Source organism: Lentzea tibetensis, assembly GCF_007845675.1.
Taxonomy (GTDB): Bacteria; Actinomycetota; Actinomycetes; order Mycobacteriales; family Pseudonocardiaceae; genus Lentzea; species Lentzea tibetensis.
On sequence record NZ_VOBR01000022.1, the window covers coordinates 24,665 to 47,478 of the forward strand.

General features: G+C 69.1%; 20 protein-coding genes. 9 read left to right on the top strand and 11 right to left on the bottom strand.

Annotation, left to right across the window (positions count from 1 at the left end; all coding sequences use genetic code 11):
- Positions 1-49: 49 nt before the first annotated feature.
- The 8 genes from FKR81_RS29395 to FKR81_RS29430 all read right to left on the bottom strand — a co-directional run bounded on the left by FKR81_RS29395 (position 50) and on the right by FKR81_RS29430 (position 9,205).
- Positions 50-2,161: a 3-hydroxyacyl-CoA dehydrogenase NAD-binding domain-containing protein gene (locus FKR81_RS29395; protein ID WP_146356704.1), complete on the bottom strand. Its 2,112-nt coding sequence runs from the start codon at positions 2,159-2,161 to the stop codon at positions 50-52.
- Complete coding sequence (locus FKR81_RS29400; protein ID WP_146356706.1) at positions 2,158-3,372, bottom strand: thiolase family protein; 1,215 nt, start codon at positions 3,370-3,372, stop codon at positions 2,158-2,160. The genes FKR81_RS29395 and FKR81_RS29400 overlap by 4 nt, the downstream gene beginning before the upstream one ends.
- Before the next feature lie 128 nt (positions 3,373-3,500).
- Positions 3,501-4,352: a hypothetical protein gene (locus FKR81_RS29405; protein WP_222598438.1), complete on the bottom strand. Its 852-nt coding sequence runs from the start codon at positions 4,350-4,352 to the stop codon at positions 3,501-3,503.
- Between the two features lie 208 nt (positions 4,353-4,560).
- Positions 4,561-5,052, bottom strand: coding sequence for an ABA4-like family protein (locus tag FKR81_RS29410; RefSeq protein WP_146356710.1), 492 nt, complete (start codon positions 5,050-5,052; stop codon positions 4,561-4,563).
- Positions 5,049-5,990, bottom strand: a complete 942-nt coding sequence (locus tag FKR81_RS29415) for a hypothetical protein (protein WP_235921837.1) — start codon at positions 5,988-5,990, stop codon at positions 5,049-5,051. Before FKR81_RS29415 ends, FKR81_RS29410 begins: the two co-directional genes overlap by 4 nt.
- The gene (locus tag FKR81_RS29420; RefSeq protein WP_146356712.1) at positions 5,987-7,567 is read right to left on the bottom strand and encodes an outer membrane protein assembly factor BamB family protein; all 1,581 of its coding nucleotides are present in this window, start codon (positions 7,565-7,567) and stop codon (positions 5,987-5,989) included. The genes FKR81_RS29415 and FKR81_RS29420 overlap by 4 nt, the downstream gene beginning before the upstream one ends.
- A gap of 340 nt (positions 7,568-7,907) precedes the next feature.
- Positions 7,908-8,336 (bottom strand): ABA4-like family protein, encoded by a 429-nt coding sequence (locus FKR81_RS29425; RefSeq protein WP_146356714.1) that lies wholly within the window; start codon positions 8,334-8,336, stop codon positions 7,908-7,910.
- Positions 8,333-9,205, bottom strand: a complete 873-nt coding sequence (locus tag FKR81_RS29430) for a hypothetical protein (RefSeq protein ID WP_146356716.1) — start codon at positions 9,203-9,205, stop codon at positions 8,333-8,335. Before FKR81_RS29430 ends, FKR81_RS29425 begins: the two co-directional genes overlap by 4 nt.
- 58 nt (positions 9,206-9,263) lie before the next feature.
- On the opposite strand from FKR81_RS29430, the gene FKR81_RS29435 reads away from it, so the two are divergent.
- Positions 9,264-9,932 (top strand): MerR family transcriptional regulator, encoded by a 669-nt coding sequence (locus FKR81_RS29435; RefSeq protein ID WP_146356718.1) that lies wholly within the window; start codon positions 9,264-9,266, stop codon positions 9,930-9,932.
- 508 nt (positions 9,933-10,440) lie between these two features.
- On the opposite strand, the gene FKR81_RS29440 is transcribed toward FKR81_RS29435, so the two are convergent.
- Together FKR81_RS29440 and FKR81_RS29445 are read right to left on the bottom strand one after the other, a co-directional pair.
- Positions 10,441-11,685 carry a ribonuclease D gene (locus FKR81_RS29440; protein WP_146356720.1) on the bottom strand — a complete coding sequence of 415 codons (1,245 nt, stop codon included), beginning with the start codon at positions 11,683-11,685 and terminating at the stop codon, positions 10,441-10,443.
- A gap of 69 nt (positions 11,686-11,754) precedes the next feature.
- Positions 11,755-12,471, bottom strand: a complete 717-nt coding sequence (locus FKR81_RS29445; protein WP_015099292.1) for a response regulator — start codon at positions 12,469-12,471, stop codon at positions 11,755-11,757.
- 251 nt (positions 12,472-12,722) lie between these two features.
- Between FKR81_RS29445 and FKR81_RS29450 the strand changes: the two genes are divergently transcribed.
- The 8 genes from FKR81_RS29450 (at position 12,723) to FKR81_RS29485 (ending at position 22,593) form a co-directional block, all read left to right on the top strand.
- Positions 12,723-13,862 (top strand): dipeptidase, encoded by a 1,140-nt coding sequence (locus FKR81_RS29450; RefSeq protein WP_146356906.1) that lies wholly within the window; start codon positions 12,723-12,725, stop codon positions 13,860-13,862.
- Positions 13,863-14,183: 321 nt separating this feature from the next.
- On the top strand, positions 14,184-15,392 hold the full coding sequence (locus FKR81_RS29455) for a cytochrome P450 (protein WP_146356722.1): 1,209 nt from the start codon (positions 14,184-14,186) through the stop codon (positions 15,390-15,392).
- Entirely contained in the window at positions 15,389-16,384 is a 996-nt protein-coding gene (locus FKR81_RS29460; protein ID WP_146356724.1) for an NAD-dependent epimerase/dehydratase family protein, read from the top strand. Before FKR81_RS29455 ends, FKR81_RS29460 begins: the two co-directional genes overlap by 4 nt.
- Positions 16,381-17,430, top strand: a complete 1,050-nt coding sequence (locus tag FKR81_RS29465) for an aromatic ring-hydroxylating oxygenase subunit alpha (protein ID WP_146356726.1) — start codon at positions 16,381-16,383, stop codon at positions 17,428-17,430. The genes FKR81_RS29460 and FKR81_RS29465 overlap by 4 nt, the downstream gene beginning before the upstream one ends.
- Positions 17,409-18,644, top strand: coding sequence for a cytochrome P450 (locus FKR81_RS29470; protein WP_146356728.1), 1,236 nt, complete (start codon positions 17,409-17,411; stop codon positions 18,642-18,644). Before FKR81_RS29465 ends, FKR81_RS29470 begins: the two co-directional genes overlap by 22 nt.
- Positions 18,644-19,450, top strand: a complete 807-nt coding sequence (gene hpnC / locus FKR81_RS29475; RefSeq protein ID WP_146356730.1) for a squalene synthase HpnC — start codon at positions 18,644-18,646, stop codon at positions 19,448-19,450. Before FKR81_RS29470 ends, hpnC begins: the two co-directional genes overlap by 1 nt.
- Complete coding sequence (locus FKR81_RS29480; protein WP_146356732.1) at positions 19,451-20,740, top strand: cytochrome P450; 1,290 nt, start codon at positions 19,451-19,453, stop codon at positions 20,738-20,740.
- The gene (locus FKR81_RS29485; protein WP_146356734.1) at positions 20,737-22,593 is read left to right on the top strand and encodes a prenyltransferase/squalene oxidase repeat-containing protein; all 1,857 of its coding nucleotides are present in this window, start codon (positions 20,737-20,739) and stop codon (positions 22,591-22,593) included. The genes FKR81_RS29480 and FKR81_RS29485 overlap by 4 nt, the downstream gene beginning before the upstream one ends.
- On the opposite strand, the gene FKR81_RS29490 is transcribed toward FKR81_RS29485, so the two are convergent.
- Complete coding sequence (locus FKR81_RS29490) at positions 22,574-22,795, bottom strand: response regulator transcription factor (RefSeq protein WP_146356736.1); 222 nt, start codon at positions 22,793-22,795, stop codon at positions 22,574-22,576. The genes FKR81_RS29485 and FKR81_RS29490 overlap by 20 nt on opposite strands.
- Positions 22,796-22,814: the final 19 nt, after the last annotated feature.

Genomic DNA, 22,814 nt, shown 5'->3' on the forward strand with positions numbered 1-22,814 from the left:
GAACGCCCGGCCCCCGCAACGCGAGGACCGGGCGCAGTCAGCGAACGGATCAGGCCGGGACGGAAGCCACGCCGGGGGCGAGGAACCGCTTGCCCGTCACCTTCTCCGAGATGCCGGACCGGTCGAGGTACGGCGTGATGCCGCCCAGCCAGAACGGCCAGCCCGCGCCGAGGATCATGCACAGGTCGATGTCCTGCGCCTCCTGCACCACGCCCTCGTCGAGCATGATGCGGATCTCCTCGGCCAGCGCCTCGAGAGCACGCGTCTTGACCTCGTCACCGGTGAGCGGCGACGTGCCGAACTCCCACAGCGCCTGGACCTCGGGGTCGACGGTCTGCTTGCCGGTGGAGTCCCACTGCCAGACGGCGGCCTTGCCCGCGGCGACGAACTTCTTCATGTTCTCCGACACCGAGAAGCGGTCGGGGAACGCGCCGTGCATCGTCTCGGACACGTGCAGCGCGACGGCCGAACCCACCAGCTGCAGCAGGATCATCGGCGACATCGGCAGGCCGAGCGGCTCGGTCGCCTTGTCGGCCACCTCGAACGACGTGCCCTCGTCGACCGACTTGATGACCTCGCCCATGAAGCGGGTCAGCAGGCGGTTCACGACGAACGCCGGGGCGTCCTTCACGAGCACGCAGGACTTCTTGAGCTCCTTGCCGATCTTGAACGCCGTCGCCAGCGTCGCGTCGTCGGTCTGCTCGGCGCGCACGATCTCCAGCAGCGGCATGACCGCGACCGGGTTGAAGAAGTGGAAGCCCACGACCCGCTCGGGGTGCTTGAGCTTCGACGCCATGTCCGTGATGGACAGCGACGACGTGTTCGTCGCGAGGATCGCCTCGGGGGAGACGTGCTCCTCGACCTCGGCGAACACCTGCTGCTTCACCGCGAGGTCCTCGAACACGGCCTCGATGACGAAGTCGGCGTCCGCGAAGGCGGCCTTGTCCAGCGAGCCCGACACCAGCGCCTTGAGGCGGTTGGCCTCGTCCGGCGAGATGCGCTTCTTGCCGGCCAGCTTGTCGATCTCGCTGTGGACGTAGCCGACGCCCTTGTCCACCCGCGCCTGGTCGATGTCGGTCAGCACGACCGGCACGTGCAGGCGGCGGATGAACAGCAGCGCCATCTGCGACGCCATCAGACCGGCGCCGACGACGCCGACCTTGGTGACGTTGCGCGCCAGCGACTTGTCCGGCGCACCGGCCGGGCGCTTCGCGCGCTTCTGCACCAGGTTGAACGAGTACAGGCCGGCGCGCAGCTCGTCGCTCATCACGACGTCCGCGAGACCCTCGGTCTCGGCCGCGTAGCCCTTCTTCAGGTCGTTCTCCCGCGCCAGCTCCAGCAGTTCCAGAGCCTTGAGCGCACCGGGAGCGGCGCCCTTGGTCTTGCCGTGCACGATCGCCTTGGCGCGTGCGACGGCCGCGTCCCACGCCTCGCCGCGGTCGATCTCCTTGCGGGGCGGCACGATCTCGCCGCGGACCACGGAGGACAGCCACAGCAGCGACTGCTCCAGGTAGTCGGCGGAGTCGAACAGCGCGTCCGCGATGCCCAGCGCCAAAGCCTCCTTCGGCTTCAGCATCTTGTTCTGGTTCAACGCGTTCTCGAAGATCACGGTGACCGCGTCGTTCGCGCCGATCAGGTTCGGCAGCAGCTGCGTGCCGCCCCAGCCGGGGAAGAGGCCGAGGAAGACCTCGGGCAGCGCGATCGCGGCCGCGTTCGACGCCAGCGTCCGGTAGTGGCACGACAGCGCCAGCTCCAGGCCGCCACCCATGACCGCGCCGTTGACGAAGGCGAAGGTCGGGATGTCGGAGTCGGTGAACTTCTTGAAGACCTCGTGGCCCAGCTCGCCGATCGTCCGGCCCTGCTCGCGGTCCGACGAGCCCTCGACGGCCGTCAGGTCCGCGCCCACGGCGAAGATGAACGGCTTGCCGGTGACCGCGATGGCGGCCGGCTCGGCCGCGTAGGCCTCGTCGAACGCCGCGTTCAGCGACACCAGCGACTGCGGGCCGAACGTCGACGGACGGGTGTGGTCCTTGCCGTTGTCGATCGTGATGAACGCGACCGGCTTGTCCAGGCCCGGTACGGAGATCAACCGCGTCTTGGCGACCGTGACGACCTCGTCCGGAAAGAGCGCCTTGGCGTCCTCTGCAGAAATGATGGTCACTTGCCGCTCCAGTTCGGGTTCTCCCAGATAACGGTGCCACCCATGCCGATGCCGATGCACATGGTGGTGAGGCCGTAGCGGACGTCCGGCCGCTCGGCGAACTGACGCGACAGCTGCGTCATCAGACGGACACCGCTCGACGCGAGCGGGTGGCCGGTCGCGATCGCGCCGCCCCACTGGTTCACGCGCGGGTCGTCGTCAGCGATCTTGAAGTGGTCGAGGAACGCGAGCACCTGGATGGCGAACGCCTCGTTGACCTCGAACAGGCCGATGTCCTCGATGGACAGACCGGCGCGCTCGAGAGCCTTCTCGGTGGCCGGAACCGGGCCGATGCCCATGACCTCGGGCTCGACACCCAGGAACGAGTAGCCGACCATCCGCATGCCGATCGGCAGACCGAGCTCGCGCGCGGTCTCCTCCTCGGCGAGGATGCAGCCGGTCGCGCCGTCGTTCAGACCGGCCGCGTTGCCCGCGGTGATCCGGCCGTGCGGGCGGAACGGCGTCTTGAGCTTGCCCAGGTCCTCGACGGTGGTGCCCGGACGCGGCGGCTCGTCGGCCGTCGCGAGGCCCCAGCCGTGCTCCGCGGAGCGGGTGGCGACGGGGACGAGCTCCGGGCCGATCTTGCCCGCGGCGAGCGCGGCGGCGTACTTGGCCTGCGAGGCCGCGGCGTAGGCGTCCGTGCGGTCCTTGGTGATCTCCGGGAACCGGTCGTGCAGGTTCTCCGCGGTCTGCCCCATGACCAGCGCGCTCGTGTCGACGATGCGGTCCGACAGGAAGCGCGGGTTCGGGTCGACGCCCTCACCCATCGGGTGACGGCCCATGTGCTCGACACCGCCCGCGATGGCGACGTCGTACGCGCCGAACGCGATACCGCTCGCCGCGGTGGTGACCGCGGTCATCGCGCCTGCGCACATGCGGTCGACCGAGTAACCGGGCACCGACTTCGGCAGGCCCGCCAGCAGAGCGGCGGTGCGGCCGAGCGTCAGACCCTGGTCGCCGATCTGGGTGGTCGCGGCGATCGCGACCTCGTCGACGCGCTCCGGCGGCAGCTCGGGGTGCCTGCGCAGCAGCTCACGGATGACCTTGACGATCAGGTCGTCGGCGCGGGTCTCGGCGAAAATGCCCTTCGGGCCGGCCTTGCCGAACGGCGTCCGAACGCCGTCTACGAAGACAACGTTCCGAACGCGTGCCGGCGCTGCTGGTGCGGCCACGGCGTCTCCTCCACTCGTGGTGAACAACTCTGTCCAGTCCGGCAGGGGGCGCGAGTCCTACCGGCCGGTAACGCCACTGTAGCCCTCGTTACTGACGAGTAACTACCGTGGTGCCCCTGTCGGTTGCGTCACACACCTTGTGGGCTGCGGGGAAGGGCGGCAAGCCGAACGGCCACCACGGTCAACGCCGCCAGCGCGGCGAACGCGAGGAGGGTCAGCGCGTCCGGGTCGGTCACCGGCTGCCCGCGCAACGCCTGCCACGTGGTGAGCGCGAAGAGGCCGAAGTAGCTCCCCGAGAGCACCCAGGCCAGCCGGGCGTCGGCCCGGCGGCCGAACAGCGCGACCAGCACCGGTATCGCCTGCAGCGCGTGGATGCCGACGAAGTGCGGCACCCGCAGGTCGCCCACCTCGGTGCTCCAGCCGGTGACCGGCAGGTGCTCGCCGCCGTCCGGCGCTCCGACGCTGTGCGCGCCGACGGTGCCGCTCTTGCCGGTCTGGCCCGGCTGCGGCTGGGTCATCAGCGTGCCGAGCGTCAGGCCGAGCAGCGAGATCGCCAGCCCGAGCCGGATCGCCCACGCGAGTGCCCTGTTGTCGAACCTGGTCCAGAGCAGCAGGAGCGCGATGACCGCGTGCGCGACCCACAGCACGATGATCCCCTGGCCCATGAACGAGTAGAGCGCGGAGTCGAACTGCGTCTCGATGTTGAAGTGGCTGCGCTTGCCGCGCAGCACCTGGACGAGGATGGCGACCATCTCGACGCCGAGTGCGACCGCCATCGCCGTGCCCGCCCACCAGCCGATCCGGCGCCCGCGGTTCAGGAACGTCAGGAACCACGCCAGGCTGACCGCGTAGGTCCCGAGCGACACCGCGAACTTGAACGGCTTCGTCCAGATCGGCGCTCCGACGAGCACGCGGTCGTCGACCAGCATGCCGATCAGGGTGACCGGGACCAGTGCGGCCATCGCGATTCCGAGGATCACCAACGGGCGGTGCCAGCGCAGAGCTGTGTTCACAGAAGTTTTCAACATGTGTTTTCCCCGACAACGAAAGAAAGCAGATCGTCGTATTCGAATCGACCTTTTGGGTCGAAACTAGCAGCGGCTGGAGCCGTCGTCCAGCCGCTGAAGAAGTCTCCGACCTGCTACTACACCAGTTGTGTTCGTTGCGGAAGAAATATTACTGACAGGTTCAGGAAGTGGAAACCGCTGATTTTTCGGATCCGTTTCGAATGGTCGGGTCGTAATCCTTCCGGGGGATGAAGCGCAGTACGAAGCGGATGACGAGGAAGGCCGGGAACACGACCGCGGGCAGCGTGCTGGCCAGGAACAGGATCGGCCCCATGATCAGCGGGTGGATGCGCATGGAGCTCTCGCGGTTCATCAGGTACATCCACCTGCCGATGGCGAGGTCCCAGGCGATGATCTGCGCCCACGCCATCGTCGCGCCCTCCGGGCTGCCGATGATCGCGATGAACCCCTCGACCGTCGGGCTCCAGGCGAACTTCAGCAGCTCGGGGATGATCGCGAGTCCCAGGTAGAAGAAGATCCCCAGCGGCCCGACGATGATCCACGGCGAGTCGATGATCTTCTTGGTCCACTTCCAGTTCGGCGCGAAGATCATCAACGCCCAGAACGGCGTGACGAGGTGGAAGGCCAGGAAGAAGAGGTCGTCGATGCTCATGCGGGGATCACCTGTTTCTGTGGTTGTCGGACGGCGAGGTACACGGCGGCGGTGGTCGCCGCGGCGAGCGCGGCGTACGCGGCGAGCGTGAGCGAGTCGGGGCGCAGCACCGCCTGCCCACGTGCCGCCTGCCAGAACGTGATCGCGAACAGGCCCGCGTAGGCGACGCCGACCACCCAGGCGAGGAACGTGCTGGCCCGCCTGCCGAGCAGAGCGATCACGACGGGCACCACCTGCACCGCGTGGATGCCGATGAAGTGCGGCACCCGCAGGTCGCCCACCTCGGTGTTCCAGCCGACGACCGGCAGGTGCGGCCCGCCGTCGACGGCGCCGACGCTGTGCCCGCCGACGGTGCCCGCCGGGCCCGGCTCACCTGGTTTCGGCGTGGCCATCAGCACGCCGACGGACAGGCCGGCCATCGAGATGAGCAGCCCGAGCCGGATGCTCCACGCCAGTGCCTTGTTCTCGAGCTTGGCGAAGAGGAGCAGGACGGCGATGACGGCGTGCATGAGCCAGACCAGCATGATCAACATGCCCAGCATCGACAGGACGTTGGCGTCGAACGGGGTCTCGGCGTTGAAGTGGCTGCGCTTGCCGCGCAGCACCTGGAAGATGATCGCCGGTACCTCGATCGTGGCGGCGGCGACGATGATCGTGCCCGCCCACCAGCCGACCCGGCGTCCCCGGCGCAGGAACGACAGGAACCAGGCCAGCGCGATCGTGTAGAGCGCGGCCGAGACGGCGAACTTGAACGGCTTGGCCCAGATGGGCTCGCCGACGAGGACGCGGTCGTCGACCAGCATTCCGATCGCGCACAGCGGCGCGAGCGCCACCATGGCCAGGCCGAAGATCACCAACGGACGGTGCCAGCTCAGTGCGGTGCGCAGCACTGTTCCTCCCCAGGTGGACAGCGGTGCTCGGTGCGTGTCGGCGCTCATGGGGCGAACGCGAGGAGGACGCGGCTGTGCGGCGAGTTGAAGTTGCCGCGGTAGCCGGACTGGACGAAGACCATGCCGCGCGACACGACCACGCCGCCGCCGGGGCCGCCGACCACGTTGCCGCGGCCCATCACCCCGTTGACGCCGCGGACGTCCTGGACGGTGTCGTAGGTCCACAGCACCTTGCCGGTGTCGGCCGCGTACGCGCGGACCTTGCCGTCGCTGCTGCCCAGGTACACGACGCCGGGCGTGCTGGAGACCGGTGCGCCGTGCGCGAGCGCGCAGTCCGGCTGTCCGGCCGCGCCGCCGGTGGTGCAGCCGTCGGCCGGGTTGGGGGTCGCCCACAGGACCTTGCCGGTCAGCGGGTCGACGGCGAACAGCGTGCCGGGCTTGGCGTTGAACGTGGCGATGTAGAGGCGTTTGCCGTCGTAGCTGGAGCCCCACTGGATGCCGGACTGGCCGCCGTTCGGCACGGCGACGCCGAGCTGCCTGCGCCACACCACCTGGCCCGTGCGCGCGTCGAACACGTGGTAGACCCCGGACTTCTGGCCTGCTCCGACGAGCTTGCGGCCGCCCGCGGTGAACAGGTTGGGCCCCGTGCCGATGTCGTAGTCCAGGTGCGTGCCGTCGGTGAGGCCGGTGCAGAAGCCCTCGGGGCTCGGCTCGGTGCAGGCCCAGCGCCAGGTGTCCGCGTCGGTCACCTGGTTGGTCCACTTCACCGCGCCGGACCGGGTGTCGAGCGCGAGCATCGAGTCGAACTCGCCGCCGCGCCCGGAGTAGTTCTGGCCGGTGCCCACGTACAGCGTGTGGTCGCGGGGGTCGATGACCGGTGAGCCCCACACCCCGGCGCCGGACGGCTCGAACCGCTTCGCGCCGTTGGGCCAGGTGCCCGCTTCCTTCGGCTCGGGCACCGTGTAGTGCCGCCACGCCAGCGCGCCGGTGTTGGCGTCGTAGGCGTCGACGTGCCCGCGGAACGTGCAGCACGCGTAGTCGCGCGGCATCGCGGTCTCGCCGCTCGAGATGCCGATGAACACCTTGCCGTCGTGGACGATCGGGGAGCCGGTGGCCGAGCCGCGGGTGTTGGTGTCCATCCGCGTCGCCCACGACAGGCGTCCCGTGCGCTGGTCGACCGCGTAGAGGTACGCGCGGTTGTCGCCGAAGTAGATCTTGCCGCCCGCGATCGACGGGCTGTCGGTGTTGAAGATGATCGTGCCGGGCGGCGCCGGGTCGACGGCGGTGAGGTCGAACGTCCACCGGTCGGCGCCGGTGCGGGCGTCGCGGGCGTAGAACTTGCCGTCCGGGCCGCCGAAGTAGACGGTGTCGCCGACCACCGCGGGCTGGCTGCGGACGAGCTTGCCCTCGGACGGCGGGTAGGCGAAGGCCCACTTCAGCTTCAGCCCGCCGACCGTGTGCCGGTTGACGCGCCACTCGGCGGCGTTGTGCCTGGTGCCCGACAGGTCCTTCTGCCAGCCCGGCCAGTCCGCGCTTCTCAGCGGGTGCGCCGGCGTTGTGCTCGCGGGCGCGGCGCTCACCAGAACGGCGGCAATGACCAGCAATGGGAGGGTTCGGTTCAACATGATTCTCCCTGACTGTTGTTTCCGAGACAACAAAAGAAACCGGGTCGGGCAGACCGGTTTTCTGTAAACCTTCTCGGACTCGAATGTAGTCAGGGTGCAGATAGTCGTCCACCTAGTCTCGATTGGTGAACGTGTGAACTGTTGCCCCGTATCTCAATGGGAAGTGAATGGCATTTCTGCTGGTCAGTAGCCTTGTTGCGAATGTGAGAGCGCTCTCGACATGCAGGTGTTCCGGAAACAATTAGAGCTTGCCGGATGATTTACTAGGGGAACGACTGGACGTGGGTGTTCAACGCCGAGCTATTCCTTTTGCAGTAAGGTGGAAATGTCGCAGACAGGTTCAGGAAGCGACCGGTGACCTGCGGTACCGGCGGACCGCGAGGAATACGGGTAGTCCGACAGGAGACAGCAGGATCGTGCCCACCATGATCGGCGCCATCAGCAACGGGCTGATGTCCAGCCGCCTGCTCTCCAGGTACATCCAGCGCCCGATGAACAGGTCCCACGCGAGCACCTGGGCCCAGATCAGTGCCGCGCCTTCGGGTGTGCCGACGAACGCGGTGAACTCGCCGAGCTCGGGGGTGCTGACGACCGCCCACAGCTCGGGCAGGCGGCTGGCCGCGAGCACCGCGAAGATCGCCAGTGGCGGCAGGACGATCAGGGGTGACTCGCTGACTTTGTGGGTGAACCACCACTTCGGGAAGAGGATCATCAAGGCCCAGAAGGGTGCGACGAGCAGGAACGTCAGGTCGAACAGTGTCGTGGTCACGCGTAGCTCACCTGCTTCACCGGCCGGACGGCCCACAGGCTAGCGGCGCCGGTCAGAGCGGCGAGTCCGGCGTACGCGGTGACCGTGAGCGCGTCCGGGCTGGTGACCGGCTGGCCGCGCAACGCCTGCCACGCTGTGATCAGGAAGAGGCCGAAGTAGCCGATGCCGAGCACCCAGGCGAGCCGCGGCGTCGCCCAGCGGCCGAGCAGTGCGATCACGATCGGCAGCACCTGCACCGCGTGGATGCCGACGAAGTGCGGCACGCGCATGTCGCCTGCCTCGGTGCTCCAGCCGGTGATCGCCATGTACGACCCGCCGTCCGGCGCGCCGACGCTGTGCGCGCCGAGCGTGCCGCCCGCCATGCTCTGGCCGGGCATGGGCCGGGTCATGAGGAACGCGATGCCGAGCCCGAAGAACGCGACCACCAGTCCGAGCCGGATCGACCAGGCCATGGCCTGGTTCTCGAACCTGGTGCGCAGCAACAGGATCGCGATGATCGCGTGGAAGACCCAGAGCGCGACGATCGTGGTGCCCATCAGCGAGAACAGCGCGCCGTCGAGCGTCGTCTCGAAGTTGAAGTGGCTGCGCTTGCCGCGGACCACCTGGCCGACGATCACGGCCATCTCGGCCGTGCCCGCGACGGCGACGAGCGTGCCCGCCCACCAGCCGAGCTTCTGGTGGCGGGGGCTGAGGTACCTGAGGAACCAGGCGAGCGTGAAGCCGTACAGGGCGAGCGAGATCGCGAACTTGAGCGGCTTGAACCAGATCGGCGACCCGACGAGCACGCGGTCGTCCACCAGCAGTCCGATCACGCTGATCGGGATCAGTGCGGTCATCAGTGTCCCGAAGACCATCAACGGGCGGTGCATCGCTTCCTCCAAGAGTAGATAGCGGCACTCTCTACTATCGGAAAGGTACACTATCCAAATGCGGATTGGCGAGCTGTCCAAGCGAAGTGGTGTCCCGGTGCCGACGATCAAGTACTACCTGCGCGAGGGACTGCTGCCCGCGGGCGTGCTGACCAGCCCGAACCAGGCGCACTACGACGAGTCGCACCTGCGCAGACTCCGCCTGGTGCGCGCACTGATCGACGTCGGCGAGCTGTCGATCTCGTCCGTGCGCGACGCGCTCAGCGCCATCGACGCCTCGGACGAGTCGCTGCACGTGAAGCTCGGCCAGGTGCAGGAGGCCATCAGCCGCGCCCCGTCCACACCGCTCGACGACGAGTCGGTCCGCGAGGCCGAGGCGTTCATCGCCCAGTACGGGCCTCTCGAGGGCTACGACATCGAGTGCAGCGGCGTCAGCCGCATGCTGGCCGCCGTCCTGTCCGCCGCGCGGAGCCTGGGCCACGACAAGTTCGGCGAGAACCTCGGTGCCTACGTCGAGGGGATGCGGATCATCGCCGAGGCCGACATCGAGTACGTGATGCGCCGGGCCACGTCCGTCGACGACGTCGTCGAGTCCATGGTCGTCGGCACGATCCTGGGGGATGCGGCGATGATCGCGGTGCGCCGGCTCGCGCACGCCCAGGAGTCCGCGAAGCGGATCGGTGACAGCGCCGCTCGTGCGAGTGCGGCTCGTGAGGGGGAGCGGTGATGCGGCTGTTGCGGCGGCGTGGGGTGCGGGTGGGGCGGGATCGTGAATGGCTGGGCGGGCCGCAGCCGACTCCTCAGCCCTCGAATCCGACCTGATTCCGGTTTCGACGGCCGCGTGGGCCTTGGGGCGCGGTGCGGGCCCGGAGCGCGGCGGAGGCCTGCCGCGCGGTGCGGCCCGTAGCCCTGCGCCGAGCCCAGGCTGATTGCCGCAAAGCGGAACCGCGGGCAGCCCCCACCCTCCCGGGGGGCGTCCCTGCTCCAGTCTATCGGCAAAGCAGCAGGTCAGGCTGTCATTCGGCGATCTGTGGACAACTCGGCCGGTGTGGACAACTCGCGATCACTTCGGCCGAGGTTGCCGACAAACGAAATCACCTGGGCTGAGGTTGTCGACAAGCAACTCGCCCGGCCGAGGTTGCCGACAAGCAACTCACGTCGGCCGAGCCGAAGGGCAACTCCGCACCCAGGCCATGGGCGCAAGCCAGCGCACCCACGGCCGAGGTCGACAGCGTCTAGCCGGCGGAGACGGACAAGGCCTTCGCCACAGCGTCCGCGGTCAGCTCCACCTGCCACGGCCGAGCGCCACCCTCGCGCAACGCGGCGGCGACAGCTCCAGGCGAGGTGTCCGCGGGAGGCTGCCAGCAGGTCCGCCGCACCAGGTCGGGAAGCAACAGGTTTTCGACGGGCAACGTGTGAGCCTCGGCGATCAGGTTGAGAGCCGTTCGGGCGGCGGCCAGACGGGCGGCCGCGTCGGGGTCCTTGTCCGACCACCGGTTCGGTGGTGGAGGGCCGTCGTGCTGCGCGGCCGGCTCAGGCAGTTCGTCCTTCGGGAGGGCCCCAGCACGCCTCAGGGCGTTCATCCAGGTGCCGACCATGCGCCGCTGCGCCCGACCCCGGAAGACGGGCAGAGCGAGCAGTTCAGCCTCATCCGAAGGGTTGCGGGAGGCCGCCTCCATGAGCGCGCTGTCGGGCAGCACGCGGCCGGGGGCGATGTCGCGTTCGCGGGCCACCGAGTCACGGGTTTCCCACAGGGCGCGCACGGCCGCCAGCTGGCGGGGGTTGCGCACGCGGTGGATTCCGGACGTCCGGCGCCACGGGTCCGTGCGCGGGCGCGGCAAAGGCGCCGTCCGCACGGCCTCGAACTCCTCGAGTGCCCAGGCGAGTTTGCCCTGGCGTTCGAGCTCGGCTTCCAGGACATCGCGCAGCTCCACGAGGAGCTCGACGTCGAGTGCCGCGTAGTTCAGCCAGTCGGCCGGAAGAGGACGGCGCGACCAGTCGGCCGCGCCGTGCCCCTTCTCGAGCCGAAAACCGAGCAAACGCTCGACCAATGTGCCGAGGGCAACTCGTTCGAACCCAGCCAGCCTGCCCGCCAGCTCGGTGTCGAACAGCGCGCTGGGACGGAGCCCGAGCTCGGCGAGGCACGGCAGGTCTTGCGACGCTGCGTGCAACACCCACTCGGCGCCCTCGAGTGCCTCCACCAGCGGATCTAGCCGACCGCCAAGGGCGATCGGGTCGACCAGCACGGTGCCGGCACCGTCCCGGCGCAGTTGCACCAGATAGGCACGTTGCGAGTAGCGGTAGCCCGAGGCTCGCTCGGTGTCCACCGCGACCGGGCCCTTCGCCCCGGCGAGCGCGGTAGCGGCTCGCCGGAGCGCAGTCGGATCAGCGACCACGGGCGGAACCCCATCAGCAGGCTCCGTCAGCGGTACCGGATCAGGCCCGGTTGGTGCGGTTGGCTCGTCGGCGGGTACATCCACAGCGGATGACCCTACGACGAACGCACCACTCGCAGTTGTGTTCGGCCGGTTCAGTGCTTCAACCGGTTCCTAGCGGATCACGCCGGCACGCATGGCCAGCGCAACCATCTGAGCGCGATCCCCGGTGCCCAGCTTCCGCCCTATCCGGCTCAGGTGAGACTTCACCGTGAGTGCGGACAGGCTCAGAGCCTCGCCGATTTCCTTGTTGCTCTGGCCATCGGCGACCAGCTGGAGGACCTCGACCTCACGTGCGGAGAGTTCCCGCGGCGTGTTGTCGGTGCCCGGCACCCGAGTACCCGCTGCGAGTACTGGTGCCACGCTCGGATCTGCGTAAACGCCGCCATCGAGCACCCTGCGCACGCCATCGGTGACCACCATCGGCGAGGCGGACTTCAGGAGGTACGCCTGAGCGCCCGCCTGGAAGGCCGACCGAACCGCATAGGGGTCGTCGGACGATGCGAGGACAACGATGCGGGGCCAGCCCTGAGCACGGAGTTCCGTGACCAGGTCGATGCCGGTGCCATCCGGCAGGCCCAGATCGAGGATCGCGAGGTCGCACGGACCGGTTGCGAGTGCCCGCGCCCGAGCCTCCGCCACCGAAGCGGCCTCATGCACTGTCCCGGCTCCCATCTGGGTGAGCCGAGCTGATATCGCCTCCCTCAGCAGTGGGTGGTCGTCGACCACCAGCACTGAGAACAGCTCTTCCCGCGGGTGCGGGACCATGTTCGCCGGCAACGAGCCGGCTGGCGTGGTACGAACGGCCTGACCTAAGCCGACGGCAGCCACGTCACTACCTCCCTGGAGTCGGTCGTGCCCCCCGACCGGCACCGGGACTTTCGTCCAATCAGCCGCGCCACTGATCGACCGAAAGTGGTGTCGTCTGGGGCAGCGTAGCCGCCCAAGCGGGTCTACGGGACGATCAATCGGGTATCTATCCCTATTGAGTTGTGACAGATGGACCCTCTTGTCACACGATTGGCTGACAACTGGATAGGGGGTGTAACGCGAGGCCCCCTCATAACGACATCTAGGAGTTGCTGGTGAGTCAGGACCGGGCCAAGGCGTTGCTGCAGCGTGTGCCACTCGTCGACGGCCACAACGACCTGCCGTGGTCGCTCCGGGACTTCTTCGGTGAAAATTCAACCGACAACGTCTTCGACACGGCCGCGAAAGTCGATCTGACCACCGTTCAGCCGAAGCTCCACACCGACTTCGTGAAGGCCCGCGAGGGCGGTCTGGGCATGCAGTTCTGGTCCGTCTACATCCCGTGCAGGCTCGAGGGCGACAGCGCCGTCACCGCCGTGCTGGAGCAGATCGAGCTGGTCCACGAGCTCACCGAGCGCTACCCGGACCAACTCGGCATCGCCACGAGCGCGGACGAGGCCGAAGCCGTGTTCGCCTCCGGCCGGATCGCCTCGCTCATCGGCGCCGAGGGTGGCCACAGCATCAACTCGTCCATCGGCGTGTTGCGCGCGCTGCGGCGCCTGGGCGTCCGCTACATGACGCTCACCCACAACGACAACACCCCGTGGGCCGACTCGGCCACTGACCAGCCAGAACACGACGGGCTGACGGAGTTCGGCAAGGACGTCGTGCGCGAGATGAACCGCATCGGCATGCTCGTCGACCTGTCGCACGTGGCGCCGAGCACCATGCACGACGCGCTGGCGGTTTCCGCCAAACCGGTGATCTTCAGCCACTCGTCCTGCCGGGCGGTCGCCGACCATCCGCGCAACATCCCGGACGACGTGCTGGGCAAGCTCGTCGACAACGGCGGTGTGGCCATGATCACATTCGTGCCCGACTTCGTGTCCCCGCGTGTCGCCGGGTGGGACGGCGCACTGCGCGCCGCGATGACGGCCGCGGGGGAGAAGCACGCCGACCTCGAGGCCCGGCAGAAGTTCGCCGACTCGTGGACCGAGGGCGGTCCACGCCCGGTCGTGACGATCGCCGACGTCGTCGCCCACCTCGACCACGCCCGCGAGGTCGCCGGCGTCGACCACATCGGGCTCGGCGGCGACTACGACGGCGTCCGCGAGCTGCCGGAAGGCCTCGAGAACGTCTCCTGCTACCCGGCCCTGTTCGGCGCGCTGCTCGACAACGGCTGGTCGGAGGACGACTGCGCCAAGCTCGCCGGCCAGAACGTCCTCCGCGTGCTGAGGGACGCCGACCGCTGACGGTGTCGACCGACGTGGCTCGGCCAGGTCGCCGGAAGTCCGGATATCCGGATATCCGGATGACCGGACGACCGGCGCGCGGTGCGGCAGACAGCTGACAGTCAACTGTCGACAGTTGCGCGGTGAGTTCGCCGCCGACAGTTAACTGTCGGCAGTTCGCCGGCGGACCACCCGCAGACAGTCGACTGTCGACAGTTGGCCGTCGACAGCTTTGAGACAGACGTGGGTCCCTGGGCCCTTTCCGGTCCGCCACCCCCGGTGGTGCTCTGGAAGGGGCCGAGGAACCGCCACCCGGCCTCACCCCCATGAGGAGGAGACCGGGTGCGCGTCGAGAGCCCAGCCGTTGATCTGACCAACCCCGCGTGCTTCGACGGCGGGTTCCCGCACGAGTACTTCACCCGGTTGCGCCGGGAAGACCCCGTCCACTGGCACGAGGAGGCGGACGGCCCCGGCTTCTGGGTGCTGTCCAGGCACGCCGACGTCACCGCCGTCAGCAAGGACTGGCAGACGTACTCGAGCTCGCGCGGCGGCATCGAGATCATCGACAGCCCGCCGGACGAGCTGGCCATGCTGCGGCTGCTCATGCTCTACATGGACCCGGACGAGCACACGAGCTACCGCAAGCTCGTGGTCAGGGCGTTCACCCCGCGGGTGCTGGCCACGATGCAGGACAAGATCGACCGGCTGGCCCGCGAGACCGTCGACGAGGTCATCGGCAGGGACGGCTGCGACTTCGTCAGCGACATCGCCGCACGGCTGCCGCTGCCGGTCATCGCGGACATGCTGGGCATGCCGCCGTCCGACCGGGACGAGCTCGCCGCCTGGTCGAACAAGATCCTCGGCTGGAGTGACCCGCAGTACGTCGACCAGCGCTCGGACGCCACCCAGGCCGCGATGGAGATGCTCCAGTACGCCGCCGAGCTGGCCGCCCGCAAGCGCGTCGAGCAGGGCGACGACCTCACCTCGCAGCTCGTCACCGTCGAGGTCGACGGCGAGAAGCTGAGCGACCTCCAGTACGGACTGTTCTTCCTGATGCTCGCGATCGCGGGCAACGAGCCGATCCGCAACCTGATCTCGCAGGCGATGCTCGCGTTCTCCCGGTTCCCCGCGCAGTGGGACCTCCTGCGCGAGGTGCCGACGCTGATGGACACCGCCGTCGACGAGATGATGCGGTGGGCGTCGCCGACCATGCAGTTCCGCCGCACCGCGACGCGGGACCACGCGCTGCACGGCAAGGTCATCAAGGAGGGCGACAAGGTCACCACGTGGTTCGTCTCGGCGAACTTCGACGAGACCGTGTTCGCCGACCCGTTCCGCCTCGACATCACCCGATCGCCCAACCCGCACGTGGCGTTCGGCGGTGGCGGCCCGCACTACTGCATCGGCGCGCACATGGCCCGCGTGCAGTCGGCGGCGATGTTCCGCGAGCTCACCACCCGCCTGCCGGACATCCGGCTGGACGGTGAGGTGCAGCGGCTGCGGTCGAACTTCGCCCACGGCATCAAGAGCATGCCGGTGCGGCTGAGGTGACCGAGGTACTGGTCACCGGTGCGGCGGGTCATCTCGGCGCGAACCTGGTGCGGCAGCTCGTCGCGGACGGCGAGTCGGTGCGCGTGCTGGTCCGGCCGGGCAGCGACGACTCGGGGCTCGCCGGGCTGGACGTGCGCCGGTTCGAGGCCGACCTGCGCGACGCGACGGCGCTGAGGCCCGCTGTGCGCGGGGCGACGCGGCTGTTCCACTGCGCGGCGGTCATCTCGACCGTCGCCGGTGGTGAGCGGGAGATCTACGCCAGCAACGTGCTCGGCACCCGCAACCTGCTCGACGCCGCGCTGGCCGAAGGCGTGGAGCGGGTCGTCGTCACCGGCTCGTTCGGAGCGGTGGGTCACCTGCCCGACCGGCCGAGCGACGAGCGGGTGCCGTTCGACCCCTTCACCCCGCACACCGCTTATCAGGCGACCAAGGTCCTCGTCGCGCACGAGGCGTTGCGCGCGCACGCCGACGGGCTCGACGTCGTGCTCGCCACGTCGTGCGCGATCGTCGGACCCCACGACTACCTGCCGTCGCGCATGGGACGTCTGCTGCTGCGGTTCGCGAACGGGCAGCTGCGCGCGTACATCGACGGCGGGTTCGAGTTCGTCGCGGCGCGCGACGTCGTCGCCGGGCACCTGCTCGCGATGGCCAAGGGCCGGTCCGGCGCCCAGTACCTGCTGGGCAGCGGCTACCGGTCGATGGACCAGCTGATGGCGACGTTCGAGGAGGTCACCGGCAGGCGGCGGCCCCGGCTGAAGCTCCCGCCCGCGCTCGTCGGCGGCGTCGGCCGGGTGCTCAGCCCGTTGCTCGCGAGGACCGGCCGCGAGCAGCTGCTCACGCCGGCCGCCGTGCGGCTGCTGACCCAGGGGCGGCGGGCGGACTGCACGCGCGCCCGCGTCGAGCTCGGCTACGCGCCGACGTCCGTCGAGGACGCCATCCGAGAGGCGCACGACGACTTCGTGCGACGCGGACTGATCCGGAGGCAGTCGTGACACCACCCTCGTTCGAGGCCGCGCGCACGCGGCACCAGAAAGCGCGCGCGGCGGGCCTGCACCCCGACTACTGGTACGCGGTCGAGTGGGACCACGCCGTGAAACCGGGCCAGGTCGTCGAGATCGTGTTCTGGAAGAAGTCGATCGCGCTCTACCGCGGTGAGGACGGCGTGCTGCGCGCGGTGGACGACCGGTGCGCGCACCGTCAGCTGAAGCTGTCCGCCGGGAACGTCAAGGGCTGCAACCTCGTGTGCCTGTACCACGGGTGGGAGCACGGCGAGGACGGCAGGATCGCGCACATCCCGCACGAGCGGTTCGGCAAGCAGATCCCGAAGTCGAAGATCACCACCTACCCGGTGCAGGTGCGGCACGGGCTGATCTGGATCTTCCCCGGTGATCCGGCGCTGGCGTCGGTGCGCGAGGTGCCCGCCATCCCCGAGCTCGCGGAGGGCTGGCCGAGCGTCCCGGTCGACGCGACGTGGAACGGCCACCACTCGATGATCATCGACAACGTCAGCGACTTCACCCACGAGTACCTGCACGAGAAGTACAAGCCGTTCTCCGACCCCGAGCTGACGAAGCTGGAGGTCGTCGACGACCGCGTGCACGTCGGCTACCGCACGAAGGTCGGCGGCGACCCGAAGACCGAGATGGTGCTCAACCCGAGCATCGACCGCGGCAGCATCGAGCTCTGCTACTCCTACCCGTACCAGTGGTCCGACACGGACGGGAAGATCAAGCACTGGTGCTTCGTGCTGCCGATCGACGAACGCCGCACGCGCGTGTTCTTCCTCTTCTTGTTCGCGCCGGACACCTACCGGCTGCCGTTCACCCGCATCCGCATGCCGCTGGCGATGGTGCGCGGCATGTTGAAGATCGCGAAGCGCGCGTACATCGTGCCGCTGCTCGAACAGGACCGGGTCGCCATCGAGGCCGAGCAGGTCGCCCACGAGCTGCACCACGACCTGCCGATCCCCGAGCTCAACCCGGCGGTGCAGGAGTTCCAGCGGCTGACCATCAGCAAGTGGGAAGAGGCGCTGGCATGACCGTGAACTCCGATGCTCCGGCCACCTTCGAGTACAACCCCTTCGCGCCGTCGTTCGACGAGGACCCGCACCCCACCTATTCCTTTCTGCGCGAGCACGCGCCGGTGTTCTTCTGGGAGCTGGCAGGCGTCCACCTGATCAGCCGGTACGCCGACGTCGACCGGTTGCTGAAGGACCGGCGGCTCGCGTTGCCCGGTCAGGAACCGGACCGGCCCGAGCCGCGCACCGAGGGCGGCGCGATCCACCGCAGGCTGATGGACAACGGGTTCTTCGGGCTCGGCAAGTCCGACCACGTCCGGGTGCGCAGGCTCGTGACGCCCGCGTTCGCGCCGCGCGAGGCCGCGCGCAGGCACGCGGCGATCGAGTCGATCGTCAGCGCGATCGTCGACTCGTGGGGCGACCGGTCCGAGGTGGACGTCGTCACCGACTTCGCCCGGCACATCCCGGTGCGCGTGATGAGCCACCTGCTCGCGATCCCGGAGGAGCACGACGAGCTGTTCGTCCGGTTCTCCCAGTCGATGCTCGCGACCGTCGTGCCGTGGCTGAGCCCCGAGGAGTTCGACGCGCACGTCGAGGTGTTCCCCCCGGCGATCGAGATGATCACGTCGCTGATCGAGGAACGCCGCGTCACACCGGGCGACGACCTGTTGAGCCAGCTCGTGAGCATGTGCGACGAAGGCGACCGGTTGTCGGTCGACGAGCTGCTCGGCATCGTGGCGTCGCTGATCGCCGCCGGCGCGGAGACGAGCGTCCACCTCATCGGCTACGGCATGCGCACGCTGCTCGACCACCCGGACGACCTGGCCGCGATCCGCGCCGACTTCTCGTTGCTGCCCAACGCTCTGGCCGAGGCGTCGCGGTACGACTCGTTCGCCAAGCACGGGCTGAGCCGCACGGTGCTGGAGGACTGCACGCTGCACGGCGTCGAGCTGAAGGCGGGCAGCAAGCTGGTGATGCTGGTGGCGAGCGCACTGCGCGACCCGGCGGTGTTCGACGAACCCGACCGGTTCGACATCCACCGCGAGCCGACGCGGCTGATGTTCGGCGCCGGGTCGCACTTCTGCCTCGGCCACGCGCTGGCGCGCGGTGAGGCGGAGACGGCGATCGGGTTGCTGCTGCGGCGTTTCCCCGCGTTGCGCTCGGCCGGTCCGCCGGTGTTCGAGCCGAACGCGGTGCGCCGGTCCATGGTGTCCCTGCCGGTGCACCTCCGCTGATGCTCGACCAGGCCGCGTCCGAGAACCTCCCGGTGGCCGCGCGGGTGCTGCCCCGCGCGGTCCGCGGGCACCTCGTGTCCATCCACGGGTACTGCCGGCTGGTCGACGACCTCGGCGACGAGGCGTCCGGCGACCGGCTGTCGCTGCTGGACGCGGCCGAGCGCGAGCTGGGGCGCGTGTACGACGGCACGCCGCGCTCGCCCGCGTTCCTCGCGTTGCAGGAGACCGTCCGGGCGTGCGGCATCCCGCGCGAGCCGTTGCAGGACCTGATCTCGGCCAACCGGATGGACCAGCACCAGCGCGACTACGCGGACTTCGCGGCGCTGACGTCGTACTGCGCGCTCTCGGCGAACCCGGTCGGGCGGCTGGTGCTGCACGTGTTCGGCGTCGCGACCGACGAGAACATCGCGTTGTCCGACCCGATCTGCACGGCGCTGCAGCTGCTGGAGCGCCTGCTGGACGTCTCGGAGGACTACCACCGCGGCCGGGTGTACCTGCCGCGCCAGGACATGCGCCTGTTCGGCTGCACCACGCTCGACCTCGCGTGCTACCGCACGTCACCCGCGGCGCGCGCCGTCGTCGAGTACGAGACCGCGCGCGCCGACCAGCTGCTGACCGCGGGCTCGCCGCTGATCGGCAGGCTGCGCGGCTTCGCCCGGATCGCGGTCGCCGGCTACGTCGCAGGCGGCCGGGCGACCGCGGCCGCGTTGCGCCGCAACGACTTCGACGTGCTCGGCCAGGAGATCAAACCGTCACGGACCGGTGCGCTCACCCAGTGGGCGCAGCTTCTCGTCAGGAGCCGATGAATGAGCGACGCCGCCGTTGCGCAGGGACCACCCGGCACACTGGTTCTGGGCAACCTCAAGGACTTCCGCGCGGACCTGCTCGCGTGGCTGCTCGACTGCGCCCGCACGTACGGCGACTTCGTGCCCGCGCGGCTCGCCGTGCGGCGCGGGTATCTCGTCAGCGGACCCGACCTGGTCGCGGACGTGCTCGTCCGCAAGCACCAGGACTTCCGCAAGGTGTTCCTGTTGCGCAACAACAGGTTGTTCCTCGGCGGCGGGCTGCTCACCAGCGAGGGGGAGCAGTGGAAGCGCAACCGCAGGCTCACCCAGCCGTCGTTCCACCACGACCGCATCGCGGACTACACGAGCGTGATCGTCGACGAGAGCACGAAGCTCGCCGACGGGTGGCGCTCGGGTGACATCATCGACGCGCAGGACGAGATGGCCGTGCTCACGCTGCCGATCATCACCCGCACCCTGTTCGGCGGCAGCGAGGTGCGCATCGACGACGTCGCGCGGGGGCTGGACGTCATCCAGCAGCGGATGAAGGAGCGCTACCAGGCGCTGGTCCCGTTGCCGGACACCGCGTGGACGCCGCGCAACGTGCGGCTGCGCCGGGCGGTGAAGCGGCTCGACGGCGTCATCGCCGGGCTGATCGCGGGCCGGCAGGGCCTGCTCGGCGAGCTGTCCGAGGCGGGCATGACCGACGCCGAGCTGCGCGACGAGGTCATGACGATGCTGTTCGCCGGGCACGAGACGACGGCGCTCACGCTGTCCTGGGTCTGGTACCTGCTGTCCGAGCACCCGCACGAGGAGTGGCAGCTGCACGACGAGCTGGACGCCGTGCTCGGTGGACGCCCGCCCACCGCCGAGGACGTGCCGAAGCTCGAAGGCGTCACGCGGCTCGTCAAGGAGGTCATGCGGCTCTACCCGCCGGTGTACGCGTTCGGCCGTGACGCGCGAACGGACACGACAATCGGAGAACACCGGATCAAACGCGGTCAGACCGTGATCATCGCGCCCTGGGTGCTGCACCGGGACCCGCGGTTCTTCCCGGAACCGGACGAGTTCCGCCCCGGCCGGTGGACGCCCGAGTTCGAACGCGCGCTGCCCAGGTTCGCGTACTGCCCGTTCGGCGGCGGCGCCCGGATGTGCATGGGCAAGGGGTTCGCGATGACCGAGGCCGTGCTGGCGATCGCGACGATCGCGCAACGGTTCCGGTTGCGGCACAAGGGAGACCCGATCGAGCTGTGGCCGACGTTCACGCTGCGCAGCAGGCACGGCATGCCGATGGTCCTGGAGGAACGATGACGCTGCTCGATCTCCAGCACGCCGACGGGCACTGGGAGGGCGAGGTGGTGTGGAACACCATGCTGCTGTCCCAGTACCTGATGACGCACCACATCCTCGACTCCCGTGCACTGTCCGAAGTGGACCTGAAGGACGCCAGAAAGCACTACGAGCTGACCGTGCTGGACGACGGCTCGTGGCCGTTCCACTGCGACGGCGAGGAAGGCTCGCTCTACGTCACGACGCTCGCGTACGTGGCACTGCGGCTGATCGGCACACCGGCCGACGACCCGCTCACCGCCAGGGCCCGCGCGTGGATGCACCGCAGGCCGCACGGCGTGGCCGCGGTGCCCACGTGGGGCCGGATGTGGCTCGCGATGCTGGGCCTCTACCCCTATGAGGGCATCAACCCGATCCCGCCCGAGCTGGCGCTGCTGCCGGGCGTCGTGCAACGGATGTACACCCACACCAGGCACGTCTACCTCGGCCTCGCCTACCTGTACGGGGCGCGGTTCCAGCACACCGAGATCAACGACGAGATCCGCGCCGAGCTGCACGGTGACAAGACGAACTTCCGCAGGCACGAGATCGACGACAGCGACCTCTTCCAGCGCCCGATCTGGCCGCTGCGCCGCGGCTACGACCTCCTCACCGCCTACGAACGCCGCCCGTCGCGAAAGCTGCGGGCCAAGGCGTTGCGGAGGTGCGCCGAGCTGGCCGAACGCGAGCTCGCCGCGTCGGACGGCCAGTGCCTGTCGCCGGTCAACGGCCTGCTCGCGTGCCTCGTCCTCGCCCACGCGGGGGAGCCGAGAGAACAGGTGCTGAAGCGGCTGACGAAGCTCGACGTGTGGCGCTGGCAGGACGAGGACGACGGCCTGCGGATCACCGGCGCCAGCTCCGCCATCTGGGAGACCTCGTTCGCGATGCGGGCACTGGTCGCCGGCGACGCGCCGGAGGAACCGCTGCGGAAGGCCCACGAGTGGCTGCTCGGCGCGCAGGTCGTCGACGAGCTCCCGCCCGAGCTGCGCGAAGGCCGTGACCGCGTCGCGGGCGGGTGGTGCTTCTTCCGCGACCGGACGATCCGCTGGCCGGTGTCGGACTCGACCGCCGAGGCGCTGTCCGCGCTCCTGCTGACCGACGACGCGATCGGCACGCGCACGCCGGCCGACCGGGCGCGGCTAGCCGCCGAGTTCATCCTGACCAGGCAGAACCCCGACGGCGGCTTCGGCACGTACGAACGCACCCGCGCGCCGGGCTGGGCGGAGAAGCTCAACCCGTCGGAGATGTACCACGGCTGCATGACCGACCTCTCGCACGTCGAGTGCACGGCGTCCTGCGTGTCCGCGCTGGTCAGGTACCGCAGGAGGTGGCCGGACCCGCGCGTGGACGACGCCGTCGCCGCGGGTGTCGCGTTCCTGCGGACGCAGCAGCGGCCGGACGGGAGCTACCGGGGCGCGTGGGGCATCAACTTCACCTATGCCGCGTTCTTCGTGGTCGAGGCGCTCACCGAGGCGGGCGTGCCGGTCGGCGATCCGGCCGTCGCGGGCGTGGCGGACTGGTTGCTGCGGCACCAACGGCCCGACGGCGGCTGGGGCGAGCACCACCTGAGCTGCCGCACCGGCGAGTACGTCCCGCATCCGCACGGTCAGCGAACCATGACCGGCTGGGCGGTGCTCGCACTGACCAGGGCGATCGGCCCGGAACACCCCGCGGTATTGCGCGCCGGACAATTCCTCGATTGGCCCCAAACAATCCACGAGGCGGCGTCGGGTGTATTTTTCGGCACCGCCGTGCTCGACTACTCGCTGTACAGGGTGATCTTTCCCGTTTGGGCTACAAATGTGGTCGAAGGATTCATGAGACAGCCTTCATGAGAACGGTTTCGTGATTCCCGAGCCAGATCGCGACGGCTTCCGCGCGGTGTCGTGCGTGGAGCTTGCCGAAGATGCTGTTGATGCGGTTCTTGACGGTTTTCACGCTCACGTGCAGGCGCGCCGCGATCTCGTCGTTGCACAGGCCGCGTGCGATGAGCTCCATCGTCTCGATTTCCCGACTGGAGAGAACTGCGCGCGTCATCCTCACTCCTCTGGCTGGA